This is a genomic window from Zunongwangia pacifica (assembly GCF_023499215.1).
Taxonomy (GTDB): Bacteria; Bacteroidota; Bacteroidia; order Flavobacteriales; family Flavobacteriaceae; genus Zunongwangia; species Zunongwangia pacifica.
In genome coordinates this window covers 22,400-39,860 of sequence record NZ_JAKHSK010000003.1, presented here as the reverse complement: position 1 = coordinate 39,860, position 17,461 = coordinate 22,400, and the positions used below count along the sequence as shown (strand labels likewise).

The 17,461-nt window shown below is 35.6% G+C and carries 15 protein-coding genes and 1 riboswitch; of the genes, 7 read left to right on the top strand and 8 right to left on the bottom strand.

What is annotated here, in order from left to right; translation table 11 throughout:
• Positions 1–23: 23 nt before the first annotated feature.
• From L1967_RS02845 to L1967_RS02835, 3 genes are all read right to left on the bottom strand, one after another.
• Positions 24–668: an HD domain-containing protein gene (locus tag L1967_RS02845; RefSeq protein ID WP_249600207.1), complete on the bottom strand. Its 645-nt coding sequence runs from the start codon at positions 666–668 to the stop codon at positions 24–26.
• Positions 669–863: 195 nt separating this feature from the next.
• Positions 864–2,942 (bottom strand): glycoside hydrolase domain-containing protein, encoded by a 2,079-nt coding sequence (locus tag L1967_RS02840; RefSeq protein WP_338063508.1) that lies wholly within the window; start codon positions 2,940–2,942, stop codon positions 864–866.
• A gap of 478 nt (positions 2,943–3,420) precedes the next feature.
• Complete coding sequence (locus L1967_RS02835) at positions 3,421–3,771, bottom strand: winged helix-turn-helix transcriptional regulator (RefSeq protein ID WP_249600206.1); 351 nt, start codon at positions 3,769–3,771, stop codon at positions 3,421–3,423.
• Positions 3,772–3,974: 203 nt separating this feature from the next.
• Here L1967_RS02835 and L1967_RS02830 point away from each other — a divergent pair, with 203 nt between their 5' ends.
• Complete coding sequence (locus L1967_RS02830; protein WP_249600205.1) at positions 3,975–4,622, top strand: DUF2652 domain-containing protein; 648 nt, start codon at positions 3,975–3,977, stop codon at positions 4,620–4,622.
• A gap of 153 nt (positions 4,623–4,775) precedes the next feature.
• Here the strand turns inward: L1967_RS02830 and L1967_RS02825 are convergent, their stop codons facing one another.
• Positions 4,776–5,660 carry a sugar phosphate isomerase/epimerase family protein gene (locus L1967_RS02825; RefSeq protein WP_249600204.1) on the bottom strand — a complete coding sequence of 295 codons (885 nt, stop codon included), beginning with the start codon at positions 5,658–5,660 and terminating at the stop codon, positions 4,776–4,778.
• Between the two features lie 206 nt (positions 5,661–5,866).
• A riboswitch (TPP riboswitch) is annotated at positions 5,867–5,959 on the top strand.
• A gap of 65 nt (positions 5,960–6,024) precedes the next feature.
• On the opposite strand from L1967_RS02825, the gene thiM reads away from it, so the two are divergent.
• From thiM to tenA, 4 genes are read left to right on the top strand one after another with little or no spacing between them, the layout of a single operon-like run.
• Entirely contained in the window at positions 6,025–6,819 is a 795-nt protein-coding gene (gene thiM / locus L1967_RS02820; RefSeq protein ID WP_249600203.1) for a hydroxyethylthiazole kinase, read from the top strand.
• Positions 6,819–7,463, top strand: coding sequence for a thiamine phosphate synthase (gene thiE, locus L1967_RS02815; RefSeq protein WP_249600202.1), 645 nt, complete (start codon positions 6,819–6,821; stop codon positions 7,461–7,463). Before thiM ends, thiE begins: the two co-directional genes overlap by 1 nt.
• Positions 7,450–8,283 (top strand): bifunctional hydroxymethylpyrimidine kinase/phosphomethylpyrimidine kinase, encoded by an 834-nt coding sequence (gene thiD / locus L1967_RS02810; RefSeq protein ID WP_249600201.1) that lies wholly within the window; start codon positions 7,450–7,452, stop codon positions 8,281–8,283. Before thiE ends, thiD begins: the two co-directional genes overlap by 14 nt.
• Entirely contained in the window at positions 8,270–8,926 is a 657-nt protein-coding gene (gene tenA, locus L1967_RS02805) for a thiaminase II (RefSeq protein ID WP_249600200.1), read from the top strand. The genes thiD and tenA overlap by 14 nt, the downstream gene beginning before the upstream one ends.
• On the opposite strand, the gene L1967_RS02800 is transcribed toward tenA, so the two are convergent.
• Positions 8,919–9,770, bottom strand: coding sequence for a universal stress protein (locus tag L1967_RS02800; RefSeq protein WP_249600199.1), 852 nt, complete (start codon positions 9,768–9,770; stop codon positions 8,919–8,921). The two genes, tenA and L1967_RS02800, sit on opposite strands and share 8 nt — an antisense overlap.
• Before the next feature lie 79 nt (positions 9,771–9,849).
• Positions 9,850–10,872: a helix-turn-helix domain-containing protein gene (locus L1967_RS02795; RefSeq protein WP_249600198.1), complete on the bottom strand. Its 1,023-nt coding sequence runs from the start codon at positions 10,870–10,872 to the stop codon at positions 9,850–9,852.
• Between the two features lie 462 nt (positions 10,873–11,334).
• On the opposite strand from L1967_RS02795, the gene L1967_RS02790 reads away from it, so the two are divergent.
• Together L1967_RS02790 and L1967_RS02785 are read left to right on the top strand one after the other, a co-directional pair.
• Positions 11,335–12,411 carry a glycosyltransferase gene (locus tag L1967_RS02790; protein WP_249600197.1) on the top strand — a complete coding sequence of 359 codons (1,077 nt, stop codon included), beginning with the start codon at positions 11,335–11,337 and terminating at the stop codon, positions 12,409–12,411.
• Positions 12,412–12,485: 74 nt separating this feature from the next.
• On the top strand, positions 12,486–14,255 hold the full coding sequence (locus tag L1967_RS02785; RefSeq protein ID WP_249600196.1) for a metallophosphoesterase family protein: 1,770 nt from the start codon (positions 12,486–12,488) through the stop codon (positions 14,253–14,255).
• A 223-nt stretch (positions 14,256–14,478) separates the two neighbouring features.
• Here the strand turns inward: L1967_RS02785 and L1967_RS02780 are convergent, their stop codons facing one another.
• Together L1967_RS02780 and L1967_RS02775 are read right to left on the bottom strand one after the other, a co-directional pair.
• The gene (locus L1967_RS02780) at positions 14,479–16,248 is read right to left on the bottom strand and encodes an alkaline phosphatase (protein ID WP_249600195.1); all 1,770 of its coding nucleotides are present in this window, start codon (positions 16,246–16,248) and stop codon (positions 14,479–14,481) included.
• Entirely contained in the window at positions 16,238–17,353 is a 1,116-nt protein-coding gene (locus L1967_RS02775) for an alkaline phosphatase (protein WP_249600194.1), read from the bottom strand. The genes L1967_RS02780 and L1967_RS02775 overlap by 11 nt, the downstream gene beginning before the upstream one ends.
• Positions 17,354–17,461 lie beyond the last annotated feature (108 nt).

Genomic DNA, 17,461 nt, shown 5'->3' with positions numbered 1-17,461 from the left:
TTCGATTTTCAAAAAAATATAAATTATTCTTCTGCTAATAACCTTTGATAGGCTTGTTTTAGTAGTTCTAGATTTTTTTGTTTCTTCGGAAGTAAAATTTCTTTACCATAATTGGTAAAATAAGTATGAGATTCTAAAAAACAAATATTGTTCTCTAGCCACTCTTTATCAGTATAATTTTTGTTGAAACACTTAAACCATTCAGATCTTAGCAATTTATTTTTTGTTCTGAAGGCATTCGTGCCTAAATGTGCTAAATCGGCATCACAAAGAATTTCTTCCACCTTTGTTTTTGGCGCTTGTGGCATTTGGGTAGCTTTAATACAAGAGCATATTTTTTCGATATCATCTTGAGGATAGCCAATATTCGATAAAAACGTAAAGGCATTTTCTGCACTAATTTTTTCGTGCCCTTTATAGGTATTGCTATTTCCTGTATCGTGAAAAAGAGAGGCCAAAACAACTATTTCCCTCTCATGCGGTGTTAAATTTTCGTAATCGGCAATTCGTTGTACATATTGATAGACCTCAAAAGTGTGCTGTATATTATGATATGGCAACTTACCACACCTACTGTTATTAAGCAAGTTATGGCAATGGTCCATAGCCAGTCTGATAACAGATGTATGTTTTTGATATCTATAATTTAGCATTTCTATCAACATCATCACACTTTTTGGGACTTATCTATAACAAGTATTCTGCCAGGATATTGTAGTAAAGACCGCAAAAGTCAATTTTTGAGGCTTAAATTAAATAAAATTGGGAAAACACAAAACATAAATTAAAAATTTGGGTAATACTTTAAGGAAAACTCATAAAAAAAGCCTGATAATAGTATCAGCCTCTTACATTTTTTACGATTATCTTTCCTTTTTTATTGAAGAAACCCAAGGTTCTTTAACACCCCATTCTTTATTTGGAGTTTCCGATGTTTTGATCACCAGTTCTCCTCCTTTTAAAATTTCCCGCTGTGTTAACCAGTTTCGGTTTAAAGTCTCTCCGTTTAAGGTCGCACTTTCAACATAATAATGATCTTTATTATAATTTGCTACCCTTATTTTAAAAGTCTTTCCTTCTGGATAATTAATGGATATTTCTTTAAATATTGGTGCGGTAAGGTAGTACACAGGATCCCCAATATTGGCGGAAGAAAGTCCTAAACTTCGCATAACAAACCAGGAAGACATGGTACCTGCATCATCATCCATTGTTCTTATATACCCTTTAGGTTTGTTCTGGTAAATTCGGCCTACATAAGGATCTATTCCTTTACTATTATCATTAAAATAAGCCTGTACCATGGTATCTAGCATTATTTTACGATATAGTTCCTGAGATTTCCATGGCTCTTTAGTGGCATTATACATTCCCGGAACCTGCAAATCTGGTTGGTTGGCATGATTGTAATTATGATTTCTAAAAAAAGTATTCAGTTCCTCCAAAAACTGATCTTCACCACCGGCTAACTGTTTAAGTCCGTTCACATCAAAAGGAACAAACCAGCGATACTGCCAGATCGTTCCCTGGTATAAACCTCTTGCCTGCATGCGGTCTACATCATTACGGGTAATATCTTTAAAATCCTTATTCCAATATTCCTTGTAATCCAGTGCCTTTTTAAGGTACTTATTATACAATACGGTATCGCCATCGATCTTCATTAATTGCGCCATAGCCCAATTATCGTAAGAAGATTCCAAAGCCTTATCTGGCGCACCATAATCTAAATTTTCAGCATCCTTAACTAGGGAATCTTTAATTCTTTTAATATCTACTTCGTAGCCTTTATTATACGCATCCAGTAAAACTACAATGGCATGCTCTGTCCTAACCGTTGGTGCAGGCTCATGCTCTGTTGCCCAGTTTTTCTTTCCGAAAGCGTATAAATTTTCTATAGATGTTACAATGTCATCATAACGATCTGGATAAGCGATAGACAACATAGGTAATTGCTCCCGATAATTATCCCAAATTGCCCAACCGCTGTAAATAGTCCCCTCTGTTTTTTGAATTGTACCATCGATCGCAGGATACGTTCCGTCTTCTTCAGAAACAATATAAGGAGATTGCAAACCACGGTATAACAATGAATAAAAAAGATCTTCACGATCTTCTTCACCTTCAACACTAATTCTGCTTAATGCTTTTTCCCATTCCGCATTCGCTTTCTTTTTAAGATTTTCGTAGGAAGCATTTTCAATTCTTTGCTTTGCATATTCTTTAGAAACCGAAGAAAATCCTATTAAAACCTGTACTTCTCTAGAATTGTCTTTTGCTTTGGCAATTAAACCATGTTTCGAAATTTGAGAAATCTTAGCAATATTTTTTAACTGAATTTCATAATAAAAGCGATACGTCCCGGCATGACAGGTTGTTTTGGTATCAATTACTCCGCTTATTTTGTTATCCTGAATTTCATGCTCTTCAGAAACAAATCTATTTGAAAGTGCAAAGGAAAGATCGATATATAAACCTCCTTTTTCACCATTGAAATTATACTGATGAATCCCGAAGTTATGCGTAACGCTCATTGCGGCATCGATCCCATTTTCAAAATTTACTTCGTAAAATCCGGGTTTTGCATGTTCTGAAATTTTCAGCAACTCGGTATCCTTATTATCTTCCAAAATAGGTTTAATAAGAATATTCCCTCCACTACCGGTACAACCAACACCTTCTAAATGCGTATGGGTAAAACCATCAAACTCTTTAGCGTAATGCTCGTAACCCGTATGGTTATGCGGATTAGTATGTGGGCCTATACTCATCATGTTAAAAGGAGTTGATGCCGATGGAGACATTTGCCCGTGATCGCCAGAGGATCCTAAAAAGACATTCACCTTATCGGTAATATTGGCCGATTTTGATCCTTTATCTTCAGGTTTTGGCTGGCATGCCATACATAGTGCTACGGTAATTGCAGCAATAATTCTTTTCATGTTTAAGGTAATTTAGATTTTCGAAATTGGTGATAAAATTAAAGGAAACCTCGCAAAGCAAGGTTTCCTAAAAATTAACTATAATCAATCAAACTATACAAATACACATTCTAAAGCATCGTGAAAAGCATTGAAAAAACACATCTAATTAAATCGTTTTAGCATTTTAAAAGAGAAATCATTGGAATAGGGTATATTTAGATTATTAATTTTCGGATTGGGTTAAAAATAGAAAAAAAATCTTAAATGCTATAAAAGAAATATCCTGAAGTTGAATACACTATCACTAAGCAAAATCTAAGTGTAATTTAACGGAATAAAAAAGCCTTTCAGTTAAGAAAGGCTTCAAGCTACATTAGGTTAGGTATAATGCAGTTTTATAGAAATAACGAAAATCTCTTAAAAGATCCGTTAAAATTATAACGCTTAGTCCTACTATTTATTTTACATTATTGTAGTTTTTTTACTACAATAATTTTTAAGATCGTTCCTCTATCAGTTTTTTGCGGTGTCTAATTCCCCACGAGCTTAAAGCCTCCAAAATTTCAGATAAAGAATTACTATAATCGGTAAGTTCGTACTCTATAACCACTGGAGTATCGGTATATACTTTGCGCGCTACAAAACCATTAAGCTCCAGATCTTTTAATTCCCTGGATAACATTCTTGCCGAAATATCTAAAGCCCTTTGCAGCTCATTAAAGCGTTGGTTGCCTTCTTTAAGTGCGATGATAATTTTAAGCTTCCATTTTCCGCCAATTGCATAAAGCGCATCGTCGATCGCCCCTAACCTGCTTTCACAAGCTTTTTTTTCTAATAATTCTCCCATCTTTTTACGACTAACAAATTGTATATCACTTACATTTAGTTTATTACTAACTTTTGTATACCAAATATACATATTTTTGAAAAAGAATTTTAAAAAATACTGTAAGTAAAAGGTTTTAAATAAGACTAATCTTTAAAATCAAACTACTTGGATACATCGCTATCATTACGATTATCTGGTATCATCATCTAATAAAAATTGCTATGAATAGAACAATTACCAGACAACTCCCCTTTCTCATCAATACAAATGTATACGAATCTAAAGTAGTTGAAGGAACCATCATTATTCCTGATATTAGTGGTTTTAGCCGATTTGTTGAAACTACAGATGTTGAAACTGGAAAATTGATCATCTCCAAACTACTTAACGCAATTATAAGAAGTAATGTATTAGATCTTCAGATCTCAGAAATTGAAGGAGACGCTGTATTATTTTTTAAATACGGAAAAAGAATAGCTGCGAAAGATATTCTTCACCAGTTTTGTTTAATGAAAGAAGTTTTTAATCAGGAAGTGAAATTTTTAGAAGAAGAGTTTCAGCTCAATATCGATCTTTCCTTAAAACTAATAGCGCATTATGGTCCATTGGCTCAATACAATATTGGTAAATTCGAAAAACTTTACGGGCAAACGGTTATCGAAGCGCATCATTTATTAAAAAACTCGGTTGCAAGTAGTACTTATGTGTTGCTTACCGATGCTTTATTAGATGCTGAAGTAAATTCTGAATTAAAAAAACTGAACAAATTTGTTGAAAATACTATTTGTGAGATTTATGACGGTATTAAAAAAATATGTTACACCTTTTTTGATTTTGAAAATGACCTTTGTAAAAAATGCCTCGCATAAATTAAAAGGATAATTTAATTAGTTATAACGAAAAACCCTCTTAAGTCTATACTTAGAGGGTTTTTCTATTACATCTGGAGGATAGTTTAAACCTAAGATTTCTTCAGGCTTATTTTTTTATATTTTTATAATGCTACAAACGTATTTAGGCGTTTACTTCTCGTACTTCACTTTATCGAAACCAAAATCTTTAAGGTTATCATGGCTAATTTTAATAGCTTCAAGTGGTTTAAGATCAAAAGTCATGTCCTGCTCTACGATATAATATTTCATCCCAGAGGTTCTTCTTTCTTTCAGGATACGGCCAAAATCGATAGTTCCCTCTCCTACCGGGGCAAACTTACCTTCTTCATCCATATCTTTTACATGCCATAATTTAAATCGGCCAGGATATTTTTTAAAATACGTTACAGGATCTGCACCTGCTTTGGTTACCCAGAATAAATCCATTTGAAAATTCACCAAATTAGGATCGGTATTTTCTAAGAAGTATTCTATCGGTACAATACCATTTTCATTTTTCTTAAACTCAAAATCATGATTGTGATACAAAAGCTCTAATCCTGCTTTTTTACATTTTTCACCTATGGTATTAAACGTTTCTACTAAAAAGTCAAGATCATCATCCATCCCCATGGTTTGAGTCTCAGGATCATACTTAAATCTTCCCATTGGTGGCACCGGAATTACAAAATACTTGAATCCCGCTTTTTTTACATCTTCAATCATTTGATCTACATTTTCCATAGTCACTCCCCCCTGATGGCTACTTAATGGCTTGGTATGATATTTAGCAAGTAATTTTTTAAACTTTTTGGGCTCCATTCCGTAGAATTTTCCATCACTATAACCGGCAGCTTCGATATACAGATAACCAATTTCGGCCACCTCATCTATGGTTTCTTCTGGTGCTTGGGCCATTTCATCTCTTACCGTATACAAAGTTGCTCCACCAAACTGGCGCTGCCCAAACATTGAAAATGAAGTGAGTATAACAAAAAATAATATCCCTTTGCTTAAATTCTTTAAACCTGTCATTGCTAAATTTAATTACTATCGAAGATTATTTTAACAGTATCTAAACAATATTCAAATAATACTCCGTCATTCTTAATATATTAATTTAAATTTTGCTAAATATACAATAATTAATGTTTCAAAGAGAAACAATTATAAAATAAATTGGGAGTTTATAGTTTTCCATGCTTAAAAATTTCATCAGCCTTAAAAATTCCATTACTTTTATCTCGCTTTAGGGGTATTCTGAAAAGAATTGAGAGAGTCCCTTTGAACCTGATTCGGTTTAGACCGGCGTAGGGAAAAGTTTTCTTAGCGTAAGCTTACCTACTGCTTTTATTTCTTCAGAATATTTTTTCCTAGAGCTAAAAATTAAAATTATAGTATGGAAAATATTCTGTGGCAACACATTCAGCACTTAAAAAATTCGGTTCCCTTAATTCACAATATCACCAACTATGTGGTGATGAACAACACCGCCAATGCCTTGCTAGCAGCGGGAGCTTCACCAATAATGGCTCATGCACAATCTGAAATTGAAGATATGGTCACTATTTGCCAGGCACTTGTAGTAAATATCGGGACTTTAGATGAATACTGGAGTATGAGCATGATTAATGCTGCTAAAAAAGCGAATGAACTGGGGAAACCCTGGATTTTAGACCCCGTTGGTGCCGGAGCAACATCTTATCGTAATGAAATTATAGCTAAATTACTGGAATTGAAACCTACAATTATAAGAGCCAATGCTTCAGAAATTATGGCTTTAGCAAAAGTCTCTAATCTCCCAACAAAAGGTGTGGATAGCACCGCAAAGAGCAACGAAGCAATAGAAGCTGCAAAATTATTAACTAAAGAGTTTGCATCTGTAGTTTGTATTTCGGGAGAAACAGATATTATCCTTGGAAAAGACCAAAAGCTTTCCCTTAAAAACGGGAATGCCTTAATGGCAAAAGTAACCGGTCTTGGATGCTCGGCTTCGGCTATTACTGCTGCTTTTGCTGCTATAATAGAGGATAAATTTGAAGCCACTTCTGCTGCTATGGCCTTAATGGGCGTTTGCGGCGAAATTGCCGCTAAAAACTCGGCAGGACCGGGAAGTCTTCAGCTCAATTTACTCGATAAATTATACAATATTACCGAAAATGAATTTATTACTCATCTTAAAATTGGTGAATAATGCATCCCGATTTTCCCTATCAGTTATATCTGGTTATTTCAGAAGAAAGTTGTCTTCATTATCCGTTATTAACGGTTGCTGAAATGGCCATTGAAGGCGGAGTAGATATTATACAGCTACGTGAGAAAAATTTAAGTACCTCTGCATTTATCAAAAAAGCGGAAGCGCTTAAAAAAATCACCGATAAACATCGAATTCCGCTTATTATTAATGATAATCTCAAGGTTGCTAAAGCAGTAGATTCCTTTGGGATTCATGTAGGAAACAATGACATGCCGCCAACTGAAATTCTACAAAATTGGGATAAAAATAAAGTCATTGGCTATTCTATCGAGTATCTGGAGCAATTGCAAAATGCACAAACAAAAGCAGCCAATCATCTAGGCATTAGCCCCATTTATAGTACCGCTACAAAAACCGATACGGTAACCGAATGGGGCTTAGACGGAATTAAAAAGATACGTTCGTTAACCCAAAAACCACTTATTGCGATTGGCCGTATGGATGCCGATAATGCCGCGGATGTGATAAAAGCCGGGGCTGATTGTATTGCAGTGGTTTCAGCGATTTGTTCCGCAGAATATCCCGAAAAAACCTCAAAGAAAATAAAACATCAAATTCAGCAACAACATGAAAACCTATAAATATCCTTCAACATTAACTATTGCCGGTTTTGATGGTAGTGGTGGTGCAGGCATACAGGCCGATATTAAAACTTTTTCGGCTTTGGGCTGTTATGCAACATCGGTGTTAACCGCTCTTCCTGTACAAAACACCACCGGCGTTAAAAATATTTTTCCTATTCCCTACCAGGCAGTTTCTGAACAAATGGATAGCATTTTTGAAGATATTTTTCCAGATGCCGTAAAAATAGGGATGGTACACACGCCAGAACTTGTTGAAACGATTGTCAACGGATTAAAAAAATACCCCAAGACTCCTTTGGTTTTTGATCCTGTTATGGTGGCCACCAGCGGTCATAAACTAATTGAAAACCAAACGATAAAAACGATTATCCAAAAATTGTTTCCACTAGCCGATGTAATCACGCCCAATATGGACGAGGCTTCGGTTTTAGCTGAAATGGAAGTGGAAACTTTAGACGATATGAAAAAAGCAGGCGAAAAAATAATGAATCTTGGTTGCAAATCGGTGCTCATAAAAGGTGGCCATCTAAAAACCGAGAAAATCACCTCGCTTTATTTTTCTGAAGATGGAAACATTCATTCTTATGAATTCGAGAAATTCAACACCAATAATACGCATGGTTCTGGCTGCACTTTATCCTCAGCAATTGCTGCGTATCTCGCAAAAGGTGAAAACTTAATGAATGCAGTAAAACTGGGACAGGAATTTGCCCATGATGCTATCGATCATGGTAAAGATGTAACAACCGGAAAAGGAAATGGCCCTTTAAATCACTTTTTTAACCCACAAAAACTAATAAAAAATGAGTTGGAGTAAAGCAACCTGGCAAACCATAAGCCCTATTTATCACCAAATTATCGAGATGCCATTTATTACTGAATTAATGGATGGTAATTTACCATTAGAAAAATTTCAGTTTTATATAAGTCAGGATTCAGCTTATCTGGAAAATTTTGGAAGAGCGTTGGCTTTAATTGCCGCCAGAGCTTATGATACCGAAAATACCCTGGCATTTCTTCAATTTGCAGAAAATGCGATTATTGTTGAAAATGCATTGCATGAATCTTATTTTAAGGAATTTGGTGTTTCAGAAAAATCAATTATTCAGCCGGCCTGTCATCATTATATTCATTATCTAAAAAGCACCGCCGCTTTAGAGAACCTTGAAGTGGCTATGGCTGCCGTATTGCCCTGTTTTTGGATTTATAAAGAAGTTGGAGATTATATTTATAAGAATCAAAAATCGGGTAGTAATCCTTATCAAGCCTGGATCGACACTTATGCCGGTGAAGAATTTGGTGAAGCCGTAAAAAAAGCCATTGCTATTTGTGACGATCATGCCGCTAAAACCAGCCCGATAGTTCGTGCTAAAATGACCGAAGCTTTTGTCACCGCCTCGCATTTGGAATATGATTTTTGGGATGCAGGTTATCGCTTAAGAAGCTGGCAAACTAATTAAGTTCTTTAAGTAATAAAACAGGGACGCTGGGATCAAATTCAATTCCATCACTTTTAGACTGCAAAAAAAGTTTAGAGAAAAATCCCTGTTTTCTTTTATACAAAGCCAGCATGGTGCTTTGCCTGCTCTCTATAAATAGATGAATTCCCGTAGAAGCTGTAGTTTTGGTAAGGCGGTGAAACGTATTTTTTATTGCTGAAAAATGTTCTTCAAGATTTTCCTTTAAACGCTGCTGTTCATCGCTTAAGCCTTTACTATCACTGTCTATATAAAGTACCCGTACCGGCGAAGATGAATTTGAGGCCAGATCTTTTAAAGGATCCAGTTCTTTTTCCTGAAAAGGGAACCTTAGCGTGGTAGGAAATACAATTTCGTTAACAGACTGATCGGTAAGTTCAAAATCTTCAGGAATAAAAAGTATGGCGCAATTTTGTAAAGCATCGGCCAATTTCGATAATTTGGACTTATAAGAACTGTGAATATTTACATTTGCTCCTTCAGTTCCTAATAAGATAAGATCGATAGGTCGGGTATTCACAATTTCCTGTACCACATCTTCGAGATCGCCTTCCAAAGATAAGGTTTCAAATTCGTGATTTTGGTTCTCTTTTCTAAAACTTAAACCTTGCATGATTCTATCCAGACCTTCTTTGGAAGTTTTTTTAGCATCAATATCTTCCTCGGGTTTGATCCCTGGAATACGATCACTAATTCCGCGGCCATCGTCATAAACATTTAGCAAAAGAAAGTTACATGGAATGCTTTTGTATAATTTTAAACCAAATACCAAAGCATTCCATGCATGTTTCGAAAAATTGGTGGGTACCAAAATCTGTTTTTCCATAAATTCAGAAGTTTAAAACCAATGTACAAAGAAGAATTTCAAATAAATACCTGTAAAAAAATTTTAGAAAGAATTTTAGTTATTCTGAAGCTTCGGTTAGATTCTTATTATTTAAAACATCTTTAGGCAGCACACCGTATCGACGTTTAAATATTTTAGAAAAATAACTTCGGCTGGATAAGCCAAGTTCATAAACCACTTCTCCCACTCCTTTCTCTCCACTTAAGAGCATGTTCATAGCGTGTTTTAAACGTACATCACGAATATAGGCATTCACTGTTTTGCCGTACACCTCCTGAAAACCATCCTGTAATTTGTTCACATTGATACCGCTTACCTTAGCAAGCTCCTGTACAGTACCGGTATTAGATATATTTTGATTGATATAAGTAACGGCTCTCTCTATCGCTTTTAGATCACGCTTTTTTAATTTTGGCTCGTACATTTCTGGCCCTTCCCTAAACTGAAGTAACATGTGCGACAACACTTCTAAAGATTTGCCACCCAAATAGGTAACTCTAGGGAACCCCTCAACCACACAATTTTCAATTTCGCGAATAGTATCCATAGTTCTTAACCCATAACTACCCGCTTGAAAGACTTCGTTTTCAGCATGGATATCCCCAAAAATTCTAAAATAATTTTCTTCGATCTCATGAAGATCAAAAGAAAGATAACTTTGAAATATTTTACGATTGATTTCCAGATAGCAAATTCTCACCTTTTCCCTGGCATTAAATTGAAAACACTGTGTACCATTTGCTAAAGTCGCAGCGATAAGATGTTGATGGTTTTTAAGCTCACAGCTTTTTTCATCTTTAAAATATGCATGTAACGTGCCTTCTATGCAATAGATAAATCGTATAGGGTTTACACTTGGATGATAAATTCTTAGACAGGTGTCTTCATTAAATTCTAGATTAAATGTGTATAAGCCTATACCATTGGGAAAGTTGATACAGTTTACTTTACCCTCTCCTGTATCTAAAGGAATATTCACTGTAAACTCTCCTAAATTACTCTTAAATCCTATCCCCAACTTTTCAGCAAGCTGCGGCACAAAATCGTCGACATCATTCAACCTTAAATGATACGTATTCATTGCTATGCTTGGTTTTTAATAACGTACTAAAAACATAATTTTTTTTGAGATGTTCTAAAATTTTTCTTTCTGGGGTATAAATTAATAGTTAATTTTTTATTAAAAAAACTAATAGTTACCAATCTCTTATGAATAGAGCACATCATCGTCTGTTATTTTTTCCAACTTGTAGAAAAATGTTCCACTAAATTTAAGTAAATTGTAGGAATTAATTCACAATGATTTATCGGGATTTAAAATCATTTGCATAAAAGCAACTGTCTTTCGGGGCTTATTAAGTGTTATTTTTTAGAAAACATCGTTAGTTTACTAAAAAAGTAAACCGCCTCAAGGCAAGCATCGGAACATTTAATCTCGATTATCGAATAAAAAAAATCTGGAGTTCCCCGGCTATAAATTGGTATCGCTGGGATGTGATACCACTCTCTAGTAACAACTAGTAACTATTAAAACCTACCAATTATGAAAATCGCAATTATTGCCGATCATCGCCACGCATTAAAAAAACCATACGCAGGCGGTCTTGCCATGGTCACCCATAAGATCGTGCAGAAATTATCTGAAAAGGGGATTCAGGTAGACGTTTATGCCAAATCTGGATCTGAATGTGATCACTTGCATGCTTTAGATGAGCACTTTGCAGATGGTAATCCTTTCTCGTGCATTCATTCAGAAAATTACAATCCTACCGCACTTAAAAATTCTATTATTTATGCTGAAATTTTTCAGGATTTAGAGCGTAACGAATACGATATCGTTCATAACCACTCCTTACATTATCTACCAATTATATTAGGAAATAGGCTTAAAACACGATTTGTAACTACACTACATACCATGGCCTTTCCTGAAATTAAATTTGCTTTAGATTATATCAAAAAAGCCTCGAATCAGGAATTTATCGTGGTAAGTGAATCTTTAAGAAATCAATATTCTAAATTTCTAAACTTTCCAAAAGTTATCCGTAACGCTATAGATTTAAACGACTGGCAACCCAATTTTGAAACCGATAACGAGTATTGCATGTGGTATGGTTCTATTTGTAAACAAAAAGCACCGCACCTGGCTATAGAGGTTGCAATAAAAGCCAATAAGCCAATTATCCTGGCCGGTCGTGGTAAGAATAGTGAATATTTTGAACGATTTGTGGCACCCTTACTAAAAAATCCTCTCGTTTCTTACGTAGGTGAGCAAGAACGCTCTCAAATAAACCGGCTACTGCGTAATGCATCAGCTTTATTATTTACCAGCGTTTGGGATGAACCATCGGCACTGGGAATTTCAGAAAGCCTGGCGTCTGGAACTCCGGTTTTAAGTTGGGACAAAGGGGTCGCTTCAGAAATTTTAAGCGAGGAAGTGGGGCAAATTTGCGAACCCATCAATACTAATGAAATGGCAGAAGCATTAAGAAATATCGACAAATTTGATCGTAAAACCTGTAGAAAATATGCTGAGGAACACTGCAATATCAATAATATGATTGCTGAATATATTCAGTTTTATGAAAGTCTTATCGAAGAAAGTACTGAAGTTTATTAATCGATGGGAAATTAACCTATAGATAATAAAATGTTCAGTTTTTGGTTGTATACTCGCATCAAAATTCAATTAAAATGAAGCGAATTTCGCTACTATTGATGTTTATGTGCAGCCTGATAACCGCGCAAAATAATACGCATAAAATAGCTTTTGTTGCAGATATTCATTTACTGGATATCTATGCCGACTACGAAAATTTTGAAGGTTTACCGGTATCCGGGCAACCCAAAAAAGCTAAAATAAGAACCATGAATGCCCAATTGCATTCCACACGATTGTTCAATGAAAATTACTTTGTATTACAGGCGGTACTTGATGATATTGCGCAGCGAGGCATTAAACTGGTGGCCTTTCCCGGCGATTATACCGACGATGGCCAACCTTTAAATATTGAAGGTCTCGCCAAAATTCTAAAAAAATACGAACAAAAATACGGTATTTCATTTTTTATCACCACCGGTAATCACGATCCTGTGGCTCCTTACAGCACCGCAGGAGGTAAACGTGATTTTTTAGGCGAAAAAGGCCAAGAGCAGGCAATTTTTAGTGCTATTTCATTTTTACCGGCAGAAGAACAAAAAAGTATTCTGAAAGAACCTAAATTAGAAAAGGCAGGCTATAAATTTATTCTGAATAGCCTGAGTGATTTTGGCTTCTTCCCAAAGCAAGAATATAACTATTGGGAAACACCATTTTCATCTTATCATTATCAGGATTATTCCTTTAAAAAAGCAGAAAAAGAAGCTACACTTGTTCATCGAACATACCCGATAAATGATAGTCTGGAAATTCCTGATGCCTCATATTTAGTAGAGCCTGTAAAAGGTTTATGGCTTTTGGCGATTGATGGAAATTCGTATATCCCACGCAAAAACGGAGGTTTTGGAAGCGCCAGCATTGGTTATAACCAAACGATCGATCATAAAAAACATTTGTTCGATTGGATAAAAAAAGTCGCCCAAAACGCCAAAAAACTAAATAAAAAGCTGATTGCTTTTAGCCATTATCCTGCGGTAGATTTTAATGAAGATGCTTCGCCACAATTAGAAGATTTCCTCGGAAAAAATAAATGGCAGCTAGAACGTGTCCCTGAAGAACGTATCGCCAAAACCCTGGCCGAAGCCGGAGTAAAATTGCATTTTGCAGGCCATATGCATATTAACGATACCGGAAAGCGTGACTACGGAAATGGCCATTTTCTGGTAAATATCCAAACGCCTTCTTTGGCAGCCTATATTCCCGGTTATAAAATTCTAAAATTGGATAAAAACACTGCTGAAGTAGAAACTATTGCCATTACAGAAGTCCCAAGATTCGATGAATTATTCCCACTTTATAAAATGGAGCACGACCATCTTGAAAAATCCGGTAAGAAACCCTGGAATATCGATATTTTAAACAGTAAAAATTATCATGATTTCACCGAATATCATCTTGAAAACCTGGTGGATTTAAGATTTCTTCCTAATGATTGGGATCCGGAATTTAAAACGTATTTATCTGAACTTAGCGCCAAAGAATTATACACTACTATTACTAAAAATCATCAAATTGAGACTAAATTTTCAGCATGGACCGGTAAGGATATGATTTTAGATTTCTATAAGATCAGAAATGCTGATAAACTGGCTTTTCGTGATATTCCTGCCGAAAGATTAGCTGATTATAAAAAGATCATCGAAGCTGAAAAAGAACATCCATTATCAAGGTCGCAAAACAAAAATACCCAAAAACTAAGTCAGTTTTTAGGCATTTTTGATAAGTTTTTAAATGGTCTCCCCGCAAATCATTTTAGTATTGATCTTGAAACAGGAGAAGTCTTTTCAATAAACAGTAAACAGTAAACAATTATCAGTTTTTATCTTGATTCTTGACTCTAACAGCCAAGTGAACTAAACTCTAGTCTACCACTTTTAAGATTCGATGAAAAACTTCGATGTTTTCAATATACATTATACAGTTTACGTTATTATAAAGTATAAAGTCATTCAAAATTCATCATTTAAAATTCAAAATTCAAAGTCCTGCTTCCTGACTCTTGACGCTAACAGCCAAGCGACCTAAACTCTACTCTACCGCTTTTAAAATCCGATGAAAAACCTCGGTATTTTCATAAACGCCGTTGAACAGTTCAGCTCCCGGGCCATAAGAAAATAACGGGATTATCGTCCCGGTATGATCGTGCGTTAAAAATCCACCTTCTATCTGTCCATTTTCAAGATCGCCCTGCATAATCCCGAATCCAGAAGTTTCATGATCTGCCGTAATGACCACCAGGGTATTTTTATTTTTATCGGCTACTTTTAAAACTTCAGCAATAGTTTTATCAAAATCCAGCATCTCTTCTACGATTCCACTCGCATTATTAATATGCCCATTTTTATCGATTTTAGCGGCTTCGATCATTAAAAAGTAAGGTTTATCCTGTTGTTCTAAATTCTGAAGTGCTTTTTTCACATATTCAGGAAATTGATCTCCACGAACCGAAACATCGGCTAGTGCATTTTCAGAAAGAAAAACTGCGGTTTGATTTTCCAAATCATTAAATTCAGAAATATCTTTTTGAATAAATTGATCCGCTATTTTACTGAAATCACTAGCCCCAGCGGCCATAAAAAAATCGACGTTGCTTTTGGTTAAATCCTTTAAAATGGCTTCACTATCATCACGTTCTACCACATGGGCAAAAAATGAAGAAGGCGTAGCTCCGGTTACAAAATCTGTCGTTATAATTCCGTTTAAAAATCCTTTTTCAGCAAAAATTTCAGTCAAATTCGGTAAATCTTTACCGTCTTTATCGGTGCCAATAGCACGGTTATTTGTTTTCTCTCCAGTCGCCATCGCTGTGCCTCCGGCAGCAGAATCGGTTACCAAATCGTCGAAACTAGAGGTTTTTACCAAACCAATATTTTTTAATTGCGCAAGCGTTAATTCGCCACGATTTGCGAATACTGCAGAAGAAATCTGACTTAATCCATTACCATCACCAATCATTAAAATGATATTTTTTGGCTTGGCATTTTTGTCGTAATCAAATTTTGGGTGGTATACTGAAATTGATGTTTTTAACTCAAACTTTCTGGCATCCAGAGTTTCCAAATACGCTGAAGCTTCTGCGGGTTTATCGGTATTGATAAAATCCACCCCCATTTCTGCAAATCGGCTCCAGGCAGTTCTAGTATCTGGTGCTCCCCAAAAACGAAAAGGCTTGCCGGCGTCATGTGCCTTTTTTATTGCTGCTTCTACTTTTTTAAGTTCTGGCGCTGTGATCCTTCCCAATCCATTCCAAACCGAATAATCCCTGAAATTCTGACTAATCAAAGCGACCTTACTTAAATCGGCTTCGGCTAAATCTGACAAATCCTGATGATCAAATTCGATCACATCGGGATAATTTTTATATTCGGTTGTTTTGGGCCTGTTTCCCGATATCACAAAAGAAATCTTATCACTTTTGGTTAATTCAGGATAGGATTTTAACGTCTCCACCAACTTTTTGAGGCTTGGTTTTGCTTCAGATTTTAAATCGATCAACAACTGCACTTTTCTAAGCTTCCCTGCTTTAGCTAAATCAGCCAATGGTTTTAGATATAAGTTTTCAAGCGTAAAATCGGGATTGATCTCCTCTTCGGCATGCGTAACAAATAATTGGTCTTTTTTCAGAAAAATATCAGCTTCTATAGATGACGCCCCATGAATATAGGCCTTCCAAAATGGAAAATCCTGCGCATAATCGTTATGGGAGTGAAACCTATAATTGCTTTGTGCTAACATGTTTCCGCTAAAAAAAAGAGCGCTTAAAATGACCAATATCGACTTATAGAAATTACTTTTCATTGATGGCTTGCATTAGTTTATGATAAATTTCGTTGTTTTCGTAAATCCCTCTAAACAATTCTTCTCCTTTACCTTTCGCAAAAACAGGTACCAACTCGGTACTGTGCTGATCGGTATTAAAATATACCTGCACCTGCTGCGGAATCTCTTTGCCGCTTTCGTCATACGACTTTCCAATACTAACACCGCCGGTTTCATGATCTGCAGTGACTACCAACAATGTGTTTGGATGCGCTTTTACAAAATCGAGCACCACACCAATGGTTTTATCAAAGTCTAAAACTTCCTGAATCATCATTTTGTCATCTTTAGCATGACCACCCCAATCGATATACGAACCTTCGATCATCATAAAAAATGGTTTATGGTTTGCTTCAAAATAATCGAAACCTGTTTTGGCGGCTTCTGCAAGAAAATCACCTCGACCTTCAGTTTTAGAAGGCAAACCTTCTTCTGCCAATAAATAGGCGTTGCGACGCGCATTGTCTGGTTTACTTAGCTCTAAAGTATCTAACTTATAATTTTTAGCCATTAAGCTATCGTAAAGATTTACCCCATCTTCCCGATTTTTAAAATATTTTTTACCACCACCGGCAAAGAAATCAACTTCGCCATCTACCAGTTGCTTTGCAATGTCTTCATGCAAATCGCGATCTTTAACATGCGCGTAATAGGCAGCCGGAGTAGCGTGGGTAATAGAAGTTAAACTTACGAGTCCTGTTTGATAGCCTTTTTCCTTTAATTGCTCTAAAATTGTTGGCATTGCAATAGTATCTGAAGAAACGCCAATTGCTCTTTTATAGGTTTTCTCTCCTGTTGAAAAAGCTGTAGCTCCGGCAGCCGAATCGGTAATTAAATGACTGGTGCTTGAAGTTCGGCTAAGGCCAATACTTTCAAATTGTTTAAAATTGGGCGTATCTTCACCAAAATAAAAAGCACTGGAAACCTGCGGAATTCCCATACCATCCCCCACCATAAAGATGATGCTTAGTGGTTCTTTTTTGGTAACTTCAGTGATTGTATTTTTTTTCTCTTCGGAAGTTTTTCCGCAGCTTATGGCTATTGAAATAGCTGAAAATGCGATAATATTTTTAAAATTTCTCATTAGAATAAATTCAGGTTAAATTTTACGATTTTGAAACATTCATTTTCTTCGGAAGATTTTATCATGATTTTAAAATCCTTCGCTGAAGGTTTCGTTTTATTCTTATAA

Bases quoted from the DNA above. Each gene is read 5' to 3' on its own strand.
- thiM (WP_249600203.1), top strand. From the start codon at position 6,025: ATGGAAAATATTCTGTGGCAACACATTCAGCACTTAAAAAATTCGGTT.
- L1967_RS02785 (WP_249600196.1), top strand. From the start codon at position 12,486: ATGAAGCGAATTTCGCTACTATTGATGTTTATGTGCAGCCTGATAACC.
- thiD (WP_249600201.1), top strand. From the start codon at position 7,450: ATGAAAACCTATAAATATCCTTCAACATTAACTATTGCCGGTTTTGAT.
- L1967_RS02795 (WP_249600198.1), bottom strand. From the start codon at position 10,872: ATGAATACGTATCATTTAAGGTTGAATGATGTCGACGATTTTGTGCCG.
- L1967_RS02775 (WP_249600194.1), bottom strand. From the start codon at position 17,353: ATGAGAAATTTTAAAAATATTATCGCATTTTCAGCTATTTCAATAGCC.
- L1967_RS02835 (WP_249600206.1), bottom strand. From the start codon at position 3,771: ATGGGAGAATTATTAGAAAAAAAAGCTTGTGAAAGCAGGTTAGGGGCG.
- thiE (WP_249600202.1), top strand. From the start codon at position 6,819: ATGCATCCCGATTTTCCCTATCAGTTATATCTGGTTATTTCAGAAGAA.
- tenA (WP_249600200.1), top strand. From the start codon at position 8,270: ATGAGTTGGAGTAAAGCAACCTGGCAAACCATAAGCCCTATTTATCAC.
- L1967_RS02800 (WP_249600199.1), bottom strand. From the start codon at position 9,770: ATGGAAAAACAGATTTTGGTACCCACCAATTTTTCGAAACATGCATGG.
- L1967_RS02830 (WP_249600205.1), top strand. From the start codon at position 3,975: ATGAATAGAACAATTACCAGACAACTCCCCTTTCTCATCAATACAAAT.
- L1967_RS02790 (WP_249600197.1), top strand. From the start codon at position 11,335: ATGAAAATCGCAATTATTGCCGATCATCGCCACGCATTAAAAAAACCA.
- L1967_RS02825 (WP_249600204.1), bottom strand. From the start codon at position 5,660: ATGACAGGTTTAAAGAATTTAAGCAAAGGGATATTATTTTTTGTTATA.
- L1967_RS02780 (WP_249600195.1), bottom strand. From the start codon at position 16,248: ATGAAAAGTAATTTCTATAAGTCGATATTGGTCATTTTAAGCGCTCTT.
- L1967_RS02845 (WP_249600207.1), bottom strand. From the start codon at position 668: ATGATGTTGATAGAAATGCTAAATTATAGATATCAAAAACATACATCT.
- L1967_RS02840 (WP_338063508.1), bottom strand. From the start codon at position 2,942: ATGAAAAGAATTATTGCTGCAATTACCGTAGCACTATGTATGGCATGC.